At 58.5% G+C, this 17,911-nt stretch carries 15 protein-coding genes; 5 read left to right on the top strand and 10 right to left on the bottom strand.

Annotated features, from left to right (window positions below):
- Positions 1–11: 11 nt before the first annotated feature.
- Positions 12–1,472 (bottom strand): pitrilysin family protein, encoded by a 1,461-nt coding sequence (locus IB213_RS03375; RefSeq protein WP_192405391.1) that lies wholly within the window; start codon positions 1,470–1,472, stop codon positions 12–14.
- 27 nt (positions 1,473–1,499) lie between these two features.
- Here IB213_RS03375 and ftsY point away from each other — a divergent pair, with 27 nt between their 5' ends.
- Complete coding sequence (gene ftsY / locus IB213_RS03370; protein WP_191723433.1) at positions 1,500–2,660, top strand: signal recognition particle-docking protein FtsY; 1,161 nt, start codon at positions 1,500–1,502, stop codon at positions 2,658–2,660.
- A 120-nt stretch (positions 2,661–2,780) separates the two neighbouring features.
- Here ftsY and cutA read toward each other — a convergent pair whose 3' ends face one another.
- The 3 genes from cutA to IB213_RS03355 all read right to left on the bottom strand — a co-directional run bounded on the left by cutA (position 2,781) and on the right by IB213_RS03355 (position 5,120).
- Positions 2,781–3,125: a divalent-cation tolerance protein CutA gene (gene cutA / locus IB213_RS03365; RefSeq protein ID WP_192405390.1), complete on the bottom strand. Its 345-nt coding sequence runs from the start codon at positions 3,123–3,125 to the stop codon at positions 2,781–2,783.
- On the bottom strand, positions 3,122–4,051 hold the full coding sequence (locus IB213_RS03360) for a DMT family transporter (protein WP_192405389.1): 930 nt from the start codon (positions 4,049–4,051) through the stop codon (positions 3,122–3,124). The genes cutA and IB213_RS03360 overlap by 4 nt, the downstream gene beginning before the upstream one ends.
- A 166-nt stretch (positions 4,052–4,217) precedes the next feature.
- Positions 4,218–5,120 (bottom strand): LysR family transcriptional regulator, encoded by a 903-nt coding sequence (locus IB213_RS03355; protein ID WP_192405388.1) that lies wholly within the window; start codon positions 5,118–5,120, stop codon positions 4,218–4,220.
- Positions 5,121–5,195: 75 nt separating this feature from the next.
- Here IB213_RS03355 and IB213_RS03350 point away from each other — a divergent pair, with 75 nt between their 5' ends.
- Together IB213_RS03350 and dkgB are read left to right on the top strand one after the other, a co-directional pair.
- On the top strand, positions 5,196–6,359 hold the full coding sequence (locus tag IB213_RS03350; RefSeq protein WP_192405387.1) for an MFS transporter: 1,164 nt from the start codon (positions 5,196–5,198) through the stop codon (positions 6,357–6,359).
- Between the two features lie 223 nt (positions 6,360–6,582).
- A complete protein-coding gene (gene dkgB / locus IB213_RS03345) occupies positions 6,583–7,386 on the top strand; it encodes a 2,5-didehydrogluconate reductase DkgB (protein WP_192405386.1) in 804 nt (267 codons plus the stop codon).
- A gap of 200 nt (positions 7,387–7,586) precedes the next feature.
- On the opposite strand, the gene IB213_RS03340 is transcribed toward dkgB, so the two are convergent.
- From IB213_RS03340 to IB213_RS03315, 6 genes are all read right to left on the bottom strand, one after another.
- Positions 7,587–9,038 (bottom strand): ATP-binding protein, encoded by a 1,452-nt coding sequence (locus tag IB213_RS03340; protein WP_192405385.1) that lies wholly within the window; start codon positions 9,036–9,038, stop codon positions 7,587–7,589.
- Positions 9,035–9,712 (bottom strand): response regulator, encoded by a 678-nt coding sequence (locus tag IB213_RS03335; protein ID WP_192405384.1) that lies wholly within the window; start codon positions 9,710–9,712, stop codon positions 9,035–9,037. The genes IB213_RS03340 and IB213_RS03335 overlap by 4 nt, the downstream gene beginning before the upstream one ends.
- A 90-nt stretch (positions 9,713–9,802) precedes the next feature.
- A complete protein-coding gene (locus tag IB213_RS03330) occupies positions 9,803–12,988 on the bottom strand; it encodes a tetrathionate reductase subunit A (RefSeq protein ID WP_192405383.1) in 3,186 nt (1,061 codons plus the stop codon).
- Positions 12,989–13,090: 102 nt separating this feature from the next.
- Positions 13,091–14,128 (bottom strand): NrfD/PsrC family molybdoenzyme membrane anchor subunit, encoded by a 1,038-nt coding sequence (gene nrfD, locus IB213_RS03325; RefSeq protein ID WP_192405382.1) that lies wholly within the window; start codon positions 14,126–14,128, stop codon positions 13,091–13,093.
- 17 nt (positions 14,129–14,145) lie between these two features.
- Positions 14,146–14,916, bottom strand: a complete 771-nt coding sequence (gene dsrO / locus IB213_RS03320) for a sulfate reduction electron transfer complex DsrMKJOP subunit DsrO (RefSeq protein ID WP_191723423.1) — start codon at positions 14,914–14,916, stop codon at positions 14,146–14,148.
- 276 nt (positions 14,917–15,192) lie between these two features.
- Positions 15,193–16,104: a LysR family transcriptional regulator gene (locus IB213_RS03315; protein ID WP_192405381.1), complete on the bottom strand. Its 912-nt coding sequence runs from the start codon at positions 16,102–16,104 to the stop codon at positions 15,193–15,195.
- Between the two features lie 99 nt (positions 16,105–16,203).
- On the opposite strand from IB213_RS03315, the gene IB213_RS03310 reads away from it, so the two are divergent.
- Positions 16,204–16,842, top strand: coding sequence for a DsbA family protein (locus IB213_RS03310; protein ID WP_192405380.1), 639 nt, complete (start codon positions 16,204–16,206; stop codon positions 16,840–16,842).
- A gap of 38 nt (positions 16,843–16,880) precedes the next feature.
- Complete coding sequence (locus tag IB213_RS03305; protein WP_192405630.1) at positions 16,881–17,780, top strand: MBL fold metallo-hydrolase; 900 nt, start codon at positions 16,881–16,883, stop codon at positions 17,778–17,780.
- Positions 17,781–17,911 lie beyond the last annotated feature (131 nt).

The following is a 17,911-nucleotide window of genomic DNA, read 5'->3' as shown; positions in this document are numbered from 1 at the left end:
TGTCATCACTTTCAATGCTCAAGCGTATCGCTGGCTGCGCCCTGGGCGGGACGGGGGGCCTGGCCGGCTGCGCGCGGCTGGGGCACCAGGGTAGCCACGGTCATCTGGTCATCGCCAAAGTACCGCTGGGCCACACGCTGCACATCGGCTGCGGTGATCTTCATCAATTCCTTGACCAGCAATTCATCGGCATTGGTGGGCATGCCCATGACCCAGTAGTTGCCCAGACCTTGCGCCTGACCCATCACCGAATCGCGCTCGTAGACTTGCGAAGCCATCCACTGCGTCTTGACACGTTCCAGCTCCGTCGCTTGCACGCCATCCTTGGCCACGCGCTGCACCTGGGCACGCAGGGCCTGCTCCAGCTGCGCCGCAGTCTTGCCCTTGGCGGGTACCCCCGAGAGCACAAACACCGAGGGGCCCCGGCCCATGATGCTGGCCGAGCTGCTGGCGCTGTCTGCCACACGCTCTTGACCCTGCACCAGAGCACGCTCCAGGCGGGCGCCGTCATAGCCGTCCAGCACCGCAGACAGCACCAGCAAGGCCAGTGCATCTTTGTCCTGGGCATCCAGATTTTCTACGTTGCGAATGGACGGCGCGCGAAAGGCCATGGCCACAAAAGCCTGCTCAGCAGGTTGCTTGACTTCAATGCGGCGAATCCCCAGTTGCTGCGCCTCTTGCTGTGGTTTGCTCTGTACGGCAGCTCGCGCAGGAATTTGCCCATAGGTCGCTTCTGCCCAGGCTTTGACCTGCTCCACATCCACATCCCCGGCAATCACGATGGCCGCCTTGGCGGGCACATACCACTGGCGGTAGAAGTTGCGCACATCGTCTGCCGTCATGGAGTTGAGGTCACTCATCCAGCCCACCACGGGGCGACGGTAAGGGTTGGATTGAAAGACCGTGGCCGACAACTGCTCAAACAGCATGGAGCGCGGGTTGTCTTCGGTGCGCATGCGCCGCTCTTCCTTGACCACCTCGATTTCCTTGGCGAACTCTTCGTCGGGCCACTGGTTGTGCGCAAAGCGGTCGGACTCCAGCTCCATCACGTCGCGCAGACGGTTGGAGGGAATTTGCTGGTAATAGCCCGTGTAATCCCGGTTGGTAAAGGCATTTTCCAGCCCGCCCAAAGCAGCCACACGGCGAGAAAACTCACCCGGAGCCAGTTTTTCAGAGCCCTTGAACATCATGTGCTCCAGCACATGCGCCACACCCGTGGTGCCATCGACTTCATCCATGGACCCTACGCGCAGCCACAGCATGTGCACGGCTGTGGGCGCACGGCGGTCAGGCTGCACGATGAGCTGCATGCCATTGCCCAGCGTGAACTGCTGCACCGCCGTGGCCGGGCTGGCCGCAGAGGTGCTGGCCCACTCGGCCAGAGATGACGACAACGTGCCAGCAGGCACCGAATTCTCGGCCGCGGCACTCAGGCTGGCCACCAGCACTAGGAGGGATAAAGTTCGTTTCATAGAATGCAGGATTCTAAGAACCCGCCAATGTTCAGTTTTTTCAAGAAAAAAGTCCCACAAGCCGACGTGGCTCCTGCGCTTGCGCAGTCTGAGACCGTCGCACCTACCACCTCTGTCCCCGCGCACGAGGAGATATCTGCACCCGCTGCCAAAACCGACGCTGTCGGTGGCTGGCTGCGCAATACCTTCGGAATGGGTGACAAGGAAGAAGTTCCTGCCAGTGTCGCACCAGAGTCCGAAGTCTTTGAGCAAGCCCCTGAACCGCAAGCCAAGCCCGAAGCGGCTGGCGAGCGCAAAGGCTGGATGGACCGGCTCAAAGCAGGCCTGCGCAAAACGGGCTCCAGTATCACCACCGTGTTTACCGGGACCAAGATTGATGATGCCTTATATGAGGAGCTGGAAGACGCCCTTTTGATGGCAGATACCGGTGTGAAAGCCACCATGCATCTGCTCGATGACCTCAAACATCGCGTCAAAGACAGCAAAGCCTCCGATCCTGCCGCCGTGAAAGCGCTGCTCGCCGATGCCTTGGCCGATCTGCTGCAACCCCTGGAAAGGCCTCTGACCATCGGCAAGCACACGCCCACCGTGATCATGGTGGCCGGCGTCAACGGTGCAGGTAAGACAACATCCATTGGCAAGCTCACCAAACATCTGGCCGACAACGATCAGTCCGTACTGCTGGCTGCTGCCGACACGTTCCGCGCAGCTGCGCGCGAGCAGCTGGGTGTCTGGGCCACGCGCAACACCGTGGAGATCATCAGCCAGGCCGGTGGCGACCCCGCTGCAGTCAGCTTTGACGCAGTCAGCGCTGGCAAGGCCCGCAAGAAAGATGTGGTGCTGGTAGATACCGCAGGCCGCCTGCCCACGCAGCTGCACCTGATGGAAGAGCTGAGAAAAATCAAGCGCGTGATCAGCAAGGCCGATAGCTCTGCGCCGCATGAGGTGCTGCTGGTGATTGACGGCAACACGGGGCAGAACGCACTCAACCAGGTCAAGGCGTTTGACGAGGCGCTGGGCCTGACCGGCCTGATCGTGACCAAGCTGGACGGCACCGCCAAGGGCGGCGTGCTGGCTGCGATTGCACAAGAGCGCCCCATTCCCGTGTACTTCATCGGAGTGGGCGAGAAAGTGCAAGACCTGGAAACCTTCAGCGCCAAAGAGTTTGCCCAGGCCCTGCTGGCTTAAGGCTGATGCCCGTCCAAACAAAAGCCCCGCATTGCGGGGCTCTTGTTTTTAGGAGCTACCAACGCACAGCCACAAACGTTTTCAGATAGTTTTAATACTGAAATCGTTGTTGTATAAGCGTTAGTAGCTCTTATTTATTACAACATTGGCATTCACCCACGCGGCATAAGCGGCATCGGCTTGCTCGGTACGCAGCAACAGTTGCGGCACCTCATAAGGGTGGGCAGCCTGCAGCCACTGCCACAGTGCCTGCACCGCATCGGGCACGGTTTTGAAAACCACGCGCCATTCGGCACTGTGCTCCAGCTGGCCCTGCCACAGATAGTGCGAAGTGATTGCCTCCAGTTGCGCGCAGGCGGCCAGGTTGCTGTGGATGGCGTCTTGCGCCAGTTGCTGGGCCTGGGCCTGCGTGCCCACAGTGGTGGTCACGATGGCAACCGGTGCGAGTAAGAGGGGCAATGTCATGGCTTAAAGATGTGGTTGACCGGCTGTTTGCGGGGCTTGACCGACCATGTCGCCACCAGTACGCCCAGCAGCGCAACGCCCAGCGCCAGCAATTGCAGCTGGCTGATGTGTTCACCCAGCACCAGCATGCCGACCAGGGCAGTGCTGATGGGCAGCATGACCGTAAAAATACCGGCCTGTGCAGCCGGTACGACACGCAACCCGGTCATCCACAGCCAGACCGTCCACACACAGGCTGCCAAGGCGTAAAACAGCAGCAGCGTCCACATGGACAGGCTGACACCACCAAAATCAAATTGCCACGCCAGATACAGCCCGAACGGGGTTGACAGTAAAAAACCCCACAGATTGATGATGGCGCTGATGCGCTTGGGGGACAGCGTGGCGGTCAGCTGCTTGCCGATCACGGCGTACATGGCCTCACACAGCACGGCGGCCAGCAATAACAGTTGTCCCAGCCATGCATAAGGCTGGTCTGCTGCGGCATCTTGTGGCTTGGCCACGGCATACAAGGCAATGCCCGCCACGGCCAGCGCCACAGCAGCCCAGGTGCGCCGGGCAATCTGCTCACGCAAAATCAGCCAGCTCAGCACTGCCACCGCCACGGGAATGGACGCCATGGTGACGCCTGCAGTAACAGCACTGGTCAAGCTCACGCCCGTGACCATGCACACCGTGAATAAGAAGTTGCCAAAGAAAGATTCCAGAAACAGCAACCGCTTGGTGCGGCCGTTCAGTGGCGCTTCATCAGGTTGCTTGCGCAGCCAGCGTGCCATCGCAACAACCCCGATACCAAAACGCAGCCAGGCCAGCAGCAGCACCGGAAACAATGCCGCCAGCGGCTTGGACAGCGCCACATAGCTGCCAACCAGCGCCATGCTCAGCGCCAGACAAAGGTAGGCCACAGGCCGAGAGGGAGAATTCACAGGCAAACTCGAAAAAAAGCTACGCCATCATAGATGGCGCGTGGCCCCCTCTAGATCAGTACAAAATCAGTACAGCACGCCAGAGAGCCTTCCAGCCGCGTGTAGAGCGAAACAGGGCATGCCACCGATGCGGCCACACAGATGACGCACGGGCAAAAAGAGCCCTTCATTCACAGAAGGGGCGCTCGCCCAGTGACTCCACCACGTGATTTACAAAGCAGGTAATGCGCGCTGCCAGCGCCGTATTGCGGTAGTACACCGCATTGATCGGCTGGCACACGTCCAGCGTCTGTTGTGCCAGAAGGGGCACCAGCGTGCCAGCGCTGCGATCTTGGTGCGTCATGAAATCTGACAGGCACACAATGCCCAGCCCAGCCAGTGCCATGTGGCGCAGTATTTCGCCACTGGAGGAGGCAACGCTGGGCTGAATGTGCAGCACGTTGCCATCGGCATCACGCAAAGGCCAATCGTTCAAGGTCTCAGGCTGAGAAAACCCCAGCAGGGTATGTTGCCCCAGGTGATCGAGTGCAGTGGGCGTGCCGTGCCGCTGTAGATAGCCGGGGCTGGCCAGCACGCGCAAACGGCTCATGCCGACAGGGCGTGCATGCAGCGTGGAATCTTTGAGTGCGCCGATGCGAAACGCCACATCTGTGCGCTTTTCCAGCAAGTCCACAAAACCTTCGTTGGATGTCAGTTCCAGCTCTACCTCGGGGTACCTGTCACGAAAACTCTCAAGCAGCGGCACAAGCACATGCAGCATGAAAGGCGTGGCGGCATCCACGCGCAGCCGCCCTGCAGGACGGATGCGTCTGGCGGCCATTTGCTCTTCGGCATCATCCACCGCTGCAATGATGTCCCGCGCACGCTGCAAAAACAAAGCCCCCTCCTCCGTCAGCTCCAGCCGCCGTGTCGTGCGCCGCAGCAGGGTGGTTTGCAGCTTTTTTTCCAGCCTGCCCAGCGTGCGGCTGGTGGCCGAGATGGTCAGCCCCAGCAACTCTGAGGCGGCAGTGATCGAACCCGTATCGACCACGGCAGCAAAGGCTTGCAGTTCATCCAGGGTAGTTTTCATTGTTGAATTTAATTCAAAATAATTTATTGAATACAAGGCTTAATCTACAAATATTAACCGGGCACACTGAGCCCCATGAAATCTTCAGTTGCTCTTTTCGCTCTGGCCATTGGCGCATTTGCCATTGGCACCACCGAATTCACACCCATGGGCTTGCTGCCCGTCATTGCCGATGGTGTGCAAGTCAGTATTCCCACGGCTGGCATGCTGGTGTCTGCCTACGCCATCGGTGTCATGGTGGGTGCGCCAGTCATGACGCTGCTGTTCAGCCGCTTCGGAAAACGCACCGCGCTGATATCGCTGATGCTCATCTTCACCATTGGCAACTTGCTGTCTGCCTTTGCCCCCAGCTATACCACCTTGCTGTTGTCACGCCTGTTTACCAGCCTGAACCACGGTGCCTTCTTTGGTATCGGTGCCGTGGTAGCGGCCAGCGTGGTGCCCAAAGACAAGCAGGCCAGAGCGATTGCCGCCATGTTCATGGGCCTGACGGTTGCCAATATTGGCGGCGTGCCTGCTGCAACCTGGATCGGCCAGCAAGTGGGCTGGCGGGTGGCTTTTGGTGGCACGGCCATATTGGGCCTGATCACCATGGCAGCGCTGTGGGCAGCCCTGCCCAAGGGCATGCCCGGTACACGCCCCGATGTGCGCCGCGAACTCAAAGTACTGGTACGCCCAGAAGTGCTGCTGGCCATGGGCACCACCGTGCTGGGTTCTGCCGCCATGTTTACGCTTTACACCTACATTGCCCCCATGCTCACTGAGCTGACCCAGGCCAGCCCGGATTTTGTGGCTTTCGCTCTGGTGCTGATTGGCGTTGGATTCACGCTGGGCAACAGCCTGGGTGGCCGTCTGGCTGACTGGTCACTCGATGGTGCCACCAAGCTGATTCTTGCCACCCTTGCACTGACCATGCTCTTGCTGCCCATGCTGCTGACCACCCATACCGGGGCCGCTATCGGACTGGTCTTCTGGGGGGCCGCCGCTTTTGGCATCGTACCGCCTGTGCAGATGCGGGTGATGCAAGCAGCATCTCAGGCACCTGGCCTGGCCTCTTCAGTCAACGTCGGTGCATTCAATCTGGGCAATGCAGTCGGTGCGGCACTGGGTGGCATGGTGATTGGTCAGGGCCTGGGTTATGCGGCCGTGCCTTGGGTAGGGGCCGCACTTGCCGCAGGCGGACTGGCACTGGTATGGCTGGGCAGCATGCACCGCCGCGAAGCAAAGCAATGCGCATAAGCCGATGGACATGCCCGCAACAACTTTTTTTGCAGGTGCCACACCTTCGCAGGCATTGGCTGCAGTTTCAAAAATATGGAGGAAGTCCCAGACTTCATCAACAACTATGGAGCCGGCGCACCGGCATTCATAGCGAAACACGGGATTGATCGCAGCCGCACTGCGTCTGGTTTCAAGCCATTTTTTCTTCACTCAACTGACTTTTCTCATTTAGGAGTTTTCCATGGGCATCCCTTCCTTTGGTGTTGGTACTTTCCGCCTGACCGGCCAGAGCGCAATTGACTCGGTGCGCAATGCACTGGACGTAGGCTACCGCGCGGTCGACACCGCACAAATCTATGGCAACGAAGCCGAAGTTGGGCAAGCCATTGCCGAAAGCGGCGTTCCCCGTAGCGAACTGTTCATCACCACCAAAATCTGGACAGCCAACTACGCCAAAACCATGCTGGTATCCAGCCTGCGTGAAAGCCTGGAGAAACTGCGTACTGACTCTGTCGATCTGACGCTGATTCACTGGCCCGCACCCGGCAATGGCGTGCCACTGCCCCAATACATGGAAGCACTGGCCGAAGCCAAGGCGCTGGGTCTGACACGCCAGATCGGTATTTCCAACTTCAATATTGCGCTGACGCAGCAGGCCATCGCCGTGGTGGGCAAAGACGAAATTGCCACCAATCAAATAGAGCTGAGCCCCTACCTGCAGAGCCACAAGCTGACGGCTTATCTCAAAGAGCAAGGCATTGCTGTGACGTCGTACATGACCCTGGCGTATGGCAAGGTGCTCAAAGACCCGGTGCTGACAACGATTGCCGAAAAACACCACGCTACCGTGGCACAGGTGGCGCTGGCATGGGCACTGCAACTGGGCTATGCGGTGATTCCATCGTCGACCAAGCGTGAAAATCTGAGCAGCAACCTGCTGGCCCGTGACCTCAAGCTCGATGCACAGGACATGGCGCTGATTGCCACGCTCGATCGCAATGGCCGCGAGGTCAAGCCAGAAGGTCTGGCACCCGACTGGGATTGATGACCGCTTTGCCTTGCTGCCTCAGGCCAGACGGAGGGGGGGCTGCTCCCGACTCTGGCCTGTAGCAGCCATTCCGTCACTGCCAGCTGAGCAGCTGTGTGCAGGCCGGCCCCTTGAGGGAATTGCTTTTGCAGGAATTGCTTTTGCGGGGATAGCTTTTGTGCGCATTTATTTTGTGCACATTCATTTTCTGTGGCGCTCTAGGCTGCGCACTCTGCGGATTGGCAAAGCACCACGGGCAGGTGCAAGTGCACCATCAAACCACCGCCCGGCGCTGGCTGCACAGTCAGGTGCCCCTGCACACTGTCCACGATACGCTGAACAATCGTCAGGCCCAGACCACTGCCCTGACTGGACGGGTTTTTCCGCCAAAAACGCCGCAACGCCTGTTCACACTCGGCTTGCGACATGCCCGGCCCATGGTCACGAATGCTGATGCAAACCTGGCCAGCCTGCTCCTGCAGCTCCAGATGCGCTGTCACGGGCTCTTGGCCCTGGTGGTGGCGCAATGCGTTATCGACAAGATTGCTGACCGCACACACCAGCAATGGCGCGGGCAATGCCACCTGCCATGACTGCCAGTCCTGTTGCGCGCCAGGAGACACGTGCGCCTGAAGCTGGGCGGTATGGCCTTGTTCTGCCGCGTGCTGCTGGGATTGCTCACAAGCGCGCTCAAAAGCACCAACAATGGCGATGCCACTGAGCTTGCGCGTATCCAGGGCGCTGCCACTTTCCACCCGCGCCAGCATCAGCAGTTGCTCCAGGGTGTCATGCATGTGTGTGATGCCTGACATGGTGTATTCCAGCGACTGCTGTATCTGCTCGGCTGCCAGACAGCTTTGTCCTGGCATGAGTTTCAATTCACGCTGCACCAGCAATTGCGTGACTTGCACATGCGTCTTGATGGCGGTCAGGGGGGTGCGCAGCTCATGGGCGGCATCGGCAGTCCAGCGCCTTTCATGCTCAATGGCTGCGTTCATGCGCAGCAGTAACGCATTCAAGCTGTTGACCATGGGCGCCAGCTCTTCAATGTCTCTGCCGTCTTCAATCGGCGTGCCATCTTGCGGAGGTCGTTTGGCCAGGGTGTGCTGCAGACGCCTCAACGGCTCCAGCCCCTTCGTGCATGCCCACCACGTGATGGCCAGCAGCCCCAGCAATGCCATGGCAAACGGCAGCACCATGGCGTAGGCAAACGACTGAACCAGCCCCTCTCGCACATCAATACGATCTGCCGTTGCAATACGGATACCGTTTTCTTCCAGAACGTAAGTGCGCCAAAGCTTTCCACCCTTGTCGATGCGCCCAAAACCTGTGCCCTGCAGGCTATCAAAACCAGGGCTGTTTTCTGTGCGCGCAAGCGGCAGCAATTCCACCTCTGCGCGCACCAGACTGACCTCACATGCCACACCATCTCGGGCAATCACCGAGGTCAGATCCACATGTTTGCCTGGCACGCTCGCTGACTGTATTTGTTCGTGTGAAAACTGCTGAACAATCCCGGCCACCATGCGTGTCGAAGCGATCAGCCGGTCATCCAGAACACTGATCAATTCACGCCGGATGCTGGTGAACATCCAGGCGGCCATGCTGCTCCACAGCACAAAGATGGCAATGCCCAGCGTGGCAAGCAGCCTCCAGCGCAAACTTTTCATGCCATGTCCTTGCAGTAGCTTGCCCCCAGACGAAAGCCAAGTCCACGTACGGTATCAATGAGCTCGGCCCCTAGCTTCTTGCGCAGGTTATGGACATGCACATTCACGGTGTTGCTGCCCACATCCTGCTCAAAGCCGTACAGCCTGTCGTGCAACTGCACAGGGGTGAGCACACGCCCATTGGCTTGCAGCAGCGCCCCCAGCAAGGCCCATTCACGGCGTGAAAGCTCTACCGGTTGCTCGTGCACAAAAGCCTCATGCGTGGCAAGGTTCAAGCGCAGGGCGGGCCACTGCTGCCAATCACTGGCGCGGCCTGCCGCACGGCGGTGCAAAGCTTGCAGCCGCACCACCAGTTCTGGCAAATCAAAAGGTTTGGCCAGATAGTCATCGCCCCCCGTCTGAAAGCCAAGCACCTTGTCTTCGACAGTGCCGCGCGCCGTCAAGATGAGCACAGGCACATCCAGGGTGCGGGAACGCCACTGCTGCAACAGCTGCAGTCCATCGCCATCAGGCAGACCCAGATCAAGCACACACACATCAAACTGGCAGGCAGCCATCAGCAATTGCGCCTGGGCAATGTGCATGGCGATATCGCAGGTCATCCCGTGCAGCTCCAGGCCTGCTTTGATTCCACGGGCAACCAGCGTGTTGTCTTCGACAATTAATACGTGCATGGCAAGGACTGTATCCAAAGCACAGCAGGCCAGTGCAACCCTTGGGCTTCACTGGCCTGCCCTTTCAACGGCGGTGTACGCCAACAGCGCTTAGCTGATACGGCGGATCTTCACTGGCAAGCCTTGTCGCACCACAGCGCCAGAAACCCAGTCAATCCAGACATTGTCTTTGGCTGGCCGCGTGGGGTCGGTAAAGCCCAGCCTGTTGAGATTCACTCCGTTGCCGTGCTGTGGATTGGTGTGTGTGGGCTTGCCATCCACAACATGGGCAACAGCCCCCAGTTGCGTATGCCCGTAGCCGTACTCAATGGCAATCGCACCTTTGGCAATACCACTGCGCACCAGCGCCATCCCCTCCAGCTTGGCACCAGGCGTGCGCACTTCAATACGGTCGCCATTGGCGATCCCAAAGCGCGCTGCATCTTCCGTGTTCATGCTGATCGGATTGTGTGGGTGCACCTGGCGCAAGCGTGCAGCGGCAATCGACATCGAGCTCATCAGATTGGATTTATAGCTGCTCATCGAAAGCGGCCATTCCTTTTCGGAGAAATGCTCACGCATGCTGCTTCCATCTGCAAAGCGTGTGGGGTACCAGGTCGGGCAGCCCGTGTATTTTTCACCCGTCATGGAATGGCGCATCTTGGCAAGGCCTTCATGCCAGATCTGTACTGGAAACTTGTGCACCGCCTTGATGTGGTCAGCCTTCCAGGCATCTTCCACCTTGTCAAAGCGCCCTCCCCGGGTCATGACCATGGCAACGCGGCGCACTTCCTCGGGTTTGAGGCGCTGCTGCAGTGCAGGCATCCATTTATCTAGCCCGGTCAGTGCGATGTCGTCATCGCTGGCTTCCGCCACAGGCTTGCCCGCCTGGTAGGCAATATTGCACATGCCACGCAGGTAGAAGTCTTCAGCACTCTCCAGATCCAGCGGTTCGCCGTCTTTGGTAGACATCGCATTTTTGCCAAAACCGGGCAGTGCCAGCTGCTTGGCCAGCGCAAACACGAAGCTCTCAAAACTGACGGGCTTGCCATCGACCGTCTTGGCCGTTGCTGCTTCTACAGTAGGCCAGCGCACCGTACTGCTCTTGGCCACCACGTCGGCCCACGGAGCGCCAATGCCCCAGCTTTCATAGGTGACCGTATCAGGCACGATGTAGTCCGCCAGTGCCGAGGTTTCATTGATGAAGGGATCAACCGAAATGAACAATGGCAGTTTTTTCGGGTCCTTGATCGCATCTACCAGGGTGTTTTCAAAACCACAGATGGCATAAACAGGGTTGCTCATGTGATTGAGCCACGCCTTCACGGGGTAGGGGTAGCCCAGCAGGCCCGCTGCCAGCATTTCACTGCTCATCCCTCCTGGCGCTGGGTACCAAGGTGCTTTGGCGGGATAGGGGTTCTCACCCGCTTCTTTTTTGCGCTTGAACTCACTGGTCTTTTCATACGGGAAACGCGTGCGTGACAGAGAGACCCCGCCGGCTTTGACCGCTCCTGGAAATTGCGCAAAGTTATAACGCGGACCTGGGCCAAACGGACCAAAGGGCCCTGCATCCAGCACCCAGCCACCTTTGACATTCAAGTTGCCAATCAGGTTGTTGAGCATGGCAATGGCATAGGCTGTGTAGAAACCTGCGCCACTCATGGTGCCGCCGTGAGAGTTGGCCACCGCCTGCTTGCCATGGCTGGTGAACTCTTGCGCCAGCGCTTCGATGTCTGCAACAGGCACGCCGCACTGATCGGCATACTCTTGCAGTGTCATTTGCTGCGACTCCTCGCGCAGCTTGACCATGGCGGTGCATACGGCCACCGCTGCGGCTGCGCCCTGTGCTGCGTCTGGCGCTGGCGCAATGCTGACCATGCGCTCAGGCACCCACAGCTGTGCAGGCTGCGCACTGGTGTGTGGCGCAAGTTGACCATCCAGCAATTCAACCACGTACACATCTTCAGCAGGCGTCTTCTCGTCAACGGCCTCAGGCATGGGCCAGCCCATATCCGCCCCACGCAGAAACTGACCATAGCGAGGGTGCTTGCGATCATTGATCAGCAAGTGCGTGGCATTGCTCCATGAGGCTTCGCCCGCAGCAGCCATGGCCACAGGGCCGGGCTGGCTCAGAAAATCGGCGTCATAGCGCTCGTTTTCTATGATCCAGCGAATCATGGCCATGACCAGCGCCAGATCGGTGGCAGGCTTGATGGGAAGCCAGCGGTTGTTATCACCCGAGGCGTAGCTCGATGAGGTTGGCAACACGGGGGAGACCACCACATAGGTATAGGTTTGCTCTTGGCGCGAGCGCGCATCTGCAAGCTCACGCCCCTGCCGCTGGAAAGGGTTGCCTGCCTGCGCCGGTGCGGTGCCAATGAAAAGGCCAAACCGCGAATTGCGCCAGTCGGGCTTGCCGTGGGGCATGCCAGCAATATTGCCCAAGGCTGCTGCCGTGCCTACGCGGTAGCTTTGACCACAGTAAGCGCCATGATTGGAAACATTGACCGTACCAAATGACTGGCGCGCAAAACGGTTGATCAGCGGTGTGCGACCTTCATTCGACGCATCTGTTACCAGCAACTGATTGGCCTTGGTGCCGTACTCCGGGTTGTTCGGATCGATCAGTGTTTCCAGATCACGAATGGCACGCAGACCTTCGACATGGCCTTCGCCAAACAGGTTGCCCCCATCGCTGATTTCCTGCACCAACTGCTCAAGCGAAATGCTTTTCCACTGGCCAGAGCCGCGTGGCCCTACGCGTTTGAGCGGCGTGAGCACGCGATGTGCAGCAGTTTGGTGGGCCAGCATGGCAGAGCCACGCGCGCAGCTGGTGGCGCGCCCTTCCAGACCATGGTCGCCCCCCAGCATGGCGTACACCTCGCGCACCGGTGTTTCCATGGGAGCGGGATTGGTGGTTGCAAGCGGGTGGTAAGGGTTGCCAGCAATTCGAAGGATCTGGTTGTTTTCGGTGTCGATACGCACTCGAACGCCGCACTGCGTCCAGCACCCCAGACATGACGATGGGCTGACCACCTGCCCCGGCTGGGTGGTGAGCTGGCCAGTCAAAGGATCGATACGAAACTCTGGGGTAAGCGAGTTGCCACGTGTAGCACTGGCTGTGGGCACACCCGAGGTGCCAGCCACCAAGCCTTTGGCGGTTTTAACCACCGTTTCACCGTAGCCTGCCGCAAAAGCAGCCAGACCGCCTGCCACGGCACCGCCGCGTAGCAGCATGCGCCGGCGCGCTACATCGGGTTCGTTGAATTGTTCGGAAGAATGTTTTTTATCAGTCATGGTCTGCCCTTTCAGGGCAGGCACCTGCAAAAGTTCAATAACTGCAAGTGCCCGTCAATATTGCGTTAAAGGCTGAATTGGCTTCAAACCTATGAAGCTTGCTCAAGCGGTCTGGGGGTGGCGCTCAGGAAAGACTTCCAGTGCCCAAGTTGCCATCGCCACCAAAGCCACACACAGGCCAGCGACACCCAGCATGCCCAGCAGGCCATCGCCCCCCAAAGGCATGTGGTACAGGTACAGACCTGCTCCAAACTTAGGCACGCCTTGAATGCCCATGAACAAAGCCCAGCGAAATGCCCAGGCTGCAGCTGCCAGGCCCAGGCCCAGCACCAGCGTGTAACCACTGGCGTTCAAACGCTGCCTGCCACGAAGCAACGCCCCCACCACCACAGCGCCAAACACCGCCGACCCCAGCATGGTCATGCGCCACACAGGAAATTCACTGAACAGTCGCAAAGCTTCGTTAAAGGATGGGCTCCAGCCCACAACACCAGACAAGGCCCACGCAAGCACCACCAGCAACAGCAAGCCAGCAACCCCTAATCCAATGCTGCGCAGCACTTGCAGGGCACTTGCATCGGGGCGCAGCTTGGCGGGCAAAAAGCGCTCGACCACCAGCATCACGCCCACTGCGGCCAGCCATCCTGTCAAGGCCAGGTTCACCGGCACCCACAGGGTGTTCCACAAGGGACGTGCACGAATGACCATCAGCTCCGCGCCGGAATAAACAGTGATCGACAGCGCAGACAGCAGCAGCAATGGCACCAGTCCACGCATCCAGCGGGTTTTACCTAGCCACCATGCGGCACAAAAGGCCAGCGCTATTCCCACAAAAAGTGGCAACAGCACCGCACCACGCGACATCCACGACCAAGGCGTGAAGTGGGCATAAAAATGCCAGAAGCGTGCGGGCTGGTGCAAATCCGCCAGCAACGAAACAGGTGCAGCCAAGGTGCTTACAGCCAGCGTCAACACAGCCACGGGCAGCAGACGCTGCATGGCACTACCGCGTTGACCAAAAGCACATACCGAAACCAGCAGTGCGGCACCTGTGGCCACGCCCACCAAGAAGAAATACTGGACAGCCCAGGGCAGCCAGGCCACTTCGTAATGCGGGGTCAAGAGTTCAGTGATTTGCATAAGACACTCCCAAGGCTTCAGTGATCGGAGAGAAGGCGCACGCTGGCTTGGCCGTCAACACCGTTGACAAACTCGTTGGGCAAACCAATGTAGAAAACACGTGGTTCTGTCTTCATGTCTGGCTTGAGCACCTTGATGTCCTGCTTGTGTGCAGCCATGCGCTGGTTGATTTCACTGCCCTGATCGTTCAGGTCACCAATCACGCGGGCCCCGCCCACGCAGCTCTCTACGCATGCAGGCAAGAGCCCAGCTTCCAGCCGGTGCTCACAGAAAGTGCACTTGTCGGCAGTCTGCGTTTCATGGTTGATAAAGCGCGCGTCGTAAGGACAGGCTTGCACGCAGTACCCGCAGCCCACGCAGCGCTCGTTGTCCACCAGGACGATGCCGTCCGTGCGCTGGAAGGTTGCTTGCACCGGGCAAACAGGAACGCAGGGAGGGTTGTCACAGTGGTTGCACAGGCGCGGCAAGCTCACCATGGCAGGAGCGCTGGCCCCTGGCTGGCTGATCTCGTACTGCAACACTGTCGTTCTGAACTGGCCAATAGGGGGCAAGTTTTCTACAGAGCAGCTGACGGTGCATGCCTGGCAGCCAATGCATTTACGCATGTCAACCAGCATGCCAAAACGCTTGCCCTGCATGCCGGGGCGGCGCTGTGGCTGGAAGTCCGGTTCCGGCTGCGCAGCGTTAGCGCTACCAGCCAGGCCAAAGCCGGTGGCCAAAGCGACCAACTCTTGCAAGAAACTCCGCTTTGTATTCGAAGGTGTGGGACTAATATGGTTTTCATGCATTTGAAAATCCTTTTATGAAGGAATACCCTGATTTTCAAATGCTTCGCACCCTATTCAAATTGACACACATCAATCATATAAGTTATTGTTTTTATTGTATTTTTCAACAAAACCAGCGATATTAAATAATAATAATTAAGGAAGTATTAACAAATAATTAAAATACACAAATCGTTGATTAAATAGAGATTCACCACCTTTCAACAAATTATTTTATTCATTGCTGAACAAGGCTTGGCATCATCAAGAGGGCTGAAACGGGCGGGTCTGGCACGGCTAAAGACAAAACTTTTCCTGCAAAAGATCCACAAAAGCCCGAACCTTTGCTGGACGAAACCGTGATGCCGGAAATACGGCATGAATGCCCCCTGAGGGCAGCGCCCATTGAGGCAAGACGTGGGTCAAGCTTGCGTCAGCCAAATCTTGCGCCACCATGTAGTCCGGCAAGATAGACAGCCCCGCCCCCTGACGCACGGCCTCGCGCACGGCCAGCGTTGCATCCAGATAAATGCACGGGTGAACAACAACGCTCTGAGGCTCTAGCGCAGGGTGCGAAAAACTCCAGCGTGTGGGGTCACGCAATGCCGTATTGGCCACAAATGGCAGTGCCTCAATGTCTTTCGGCGCAGTCACCCGTGCCACTTGCGACAGCCAGCCAGGGGCAGCCACCAGCAGCTGCCGAAATGTCCCGATTTGCCGTGCTTGCAAATGCAGGTCTGTCAGCCAGCCCACGCGAATTGCCAGCTCCACCTGCCCAGACATGAGGTCGAGGGACTGGTCGCTGAGCGCTGCCTCGACCTTGCATTGCGGAAAGCGCCGTGTGAATTCAGCAATGGCCGGCACGATCGTGGTGATGCCGTAGTCCAGCGGTGCGGTCAAACGCAGTGTCCCAGCAGGCTCTACCGCTACCTCGGCCAGCTCTTCAAAGGCATCGCTCGCTTCTTTGAGGATCAGCGCACACCTTTGATAAAAACCTTTGCCAGCCGCTGTCAGTGCCACCTTGCGTGTCGTTCGTGTCAGCAAGGTCGTCCGGAACTCTCTCTCCAGCCGCGTCACCTGCTGGCTCACCACGGCTTTGGTAATGCCAAGACGGTCTGCTGCGGCCGTGAAACTGCCGGTCTCCGCCACAGCAGCGAAATAGGCCAGTCGCTTGAGATTGGCAAAGTTACTCAGATCGGTTGCTTCCATATTGTTTGCTTTTTACATACGGTCCATCTATTTCACCACCCTTTATTCATCAATGCAGGACTTCTACCATCACGGCATTGAATGAAACGGAGCCTTTTTATGCGCAAAACCCTGTACTACATCTACGACCCGCTGTGTGGGTGGTGCTACGGCGCTGGTGGCGCAGTGCAAGCTCTGGCAGACAGCACAGACATAGCGCTGCAAATGCTGCCCAGCGGACTGTTCTCTGGCGAAGGCGCACGGCCGATGAGCGAGGATTTCGCGGCCTACGCATGGAGCAACGACCAGCGCATTGAGCAGCTGACAGGCCAGCGGTTCACCGAACGCTACCGCCATGAAGTGCTGACCGACAACCAGCAGATGTTTGACAGCGCGCCTGCCACGCTGGCTTTGACGGCCGTGGCCCTGACAGCGCCCTGCCGTGAGGGGCATGCACTCAAAGCCATCCAGCAGGCACGTTACGTGGACGGGCTCGACATCACGCAGCCTGGCACCTTGGCATCTTTACTCCATGCGCTTGGCCTTGAAGACGCCGCAAAACTGCTGGCCCAGCCAGATGCAAGCCTGATCGCAGCCAACAGCGCCCGCATTGCACAAGCGCAAACACTGCTTGCGCAATTTGGGGCACGTGGTGTGCCTGCCTTCATTGTGGAGATGAATGGACATCGCCAGTTGATGTCTTCAAACGCAGCACTCTCCAACCCGCAGACCTTCGTAGACCAGCTGGCTGCAGCCTGAGGCCTTCTCTCTTTATCCACATCGACCAAAGGAGCACCCTGATGAACCGCCGAAATTTTGTTCAAACCGCCGCAGCCGCCGGTGCCACCATCGCCATGGCAGGCTGCACAGCCCTATCGAGCACAAGCACCCCACTGCAATGGAAACACTTGCCTGCGGGCGAAAAAGGTTTCTTCCGGGCTCCCGTGCTGCTGTCCGGTGCCCGGGAGGCCATCCTGATCGACGCAGGCTTCTCACTGCCTGATGGCCGTGCTGTGGCAGAGGCCATCCAAGCCTCGGGCAAGACACTGACCACGATCTACATCAGCCAGAGTGACCCCGACTACTACTTCAGCCTTGGGCCTATCAAGCAAGCATTTCCAAACGCCAAAGTCATTGCCGCTACCGAAACCATTGCCGCAATCCGCTCCAATGCACAAAAGAAAATTGATACATGGGCGCCCCAGCTCAAAGAAAATGGCCCGCAAAAACTGACCGACATCATCTTTCCTGAAGCCTTTGATGGCCCTGCGCTGAAACTCGAAGGTCAGACCATCGAAATTGTGAAGGCCCAGGGCATGAGCAACCGCCGCTACCTGTGGGTGCCCTCTTTGAATGCCGTATTCGGTGGTGTACTGATTTTCTCGGGCCTGCACGTCTGGACCGCAGATACCCCGACACCCGCGTCACGTGCTGCCTGGATCCAGAACCTGGATGCCATTGCTGCGCGCAAGCCCACCGCAGTGGTGCCCGGCCACATGGCCAACAACAGCGCGCTGGATATCTCTGCCGTGAACTACACCCGGGAGTACCTGCTAGCGTTTGAGCAAGAGCTTGCCAAAGCGCCGCATAGCGATGCGCTGATCGCAGCCATGAGCAAACGCTACCCCGCCGCAGGCCTGGCTCCAGCCCTGCAAATAGGCGCAAAGGTCGCCAAAGGCGAAATGAAATGGGGTTGATCCTTCGCTGAACGCCATAGCAGCGGGTCTTCAGACAGCAAAGAACATCACTTTGTTTTTTGAAGACCCGTGCTTGTGACAAGCAGCAAGGGCCTGCTGGCGCCCAGACACAAGACAGCCAGAACCACGCG

It is taken from the genome of Comamonas sp. CMM02, from assembly GCF_014851485.1.
In the GTDB taxonomy this organism is placed as follows: Bacteria; Pseudomonadota; Gammaproteobacteria; order Burkholderiales; family Burkholderiaceae_C; genus Comamonas; species Comamonas avium.
Note: the sequence above shows the minus strand (reverse complement) of the source record. Positions and strands in the feature narration are given on the sequence as shown.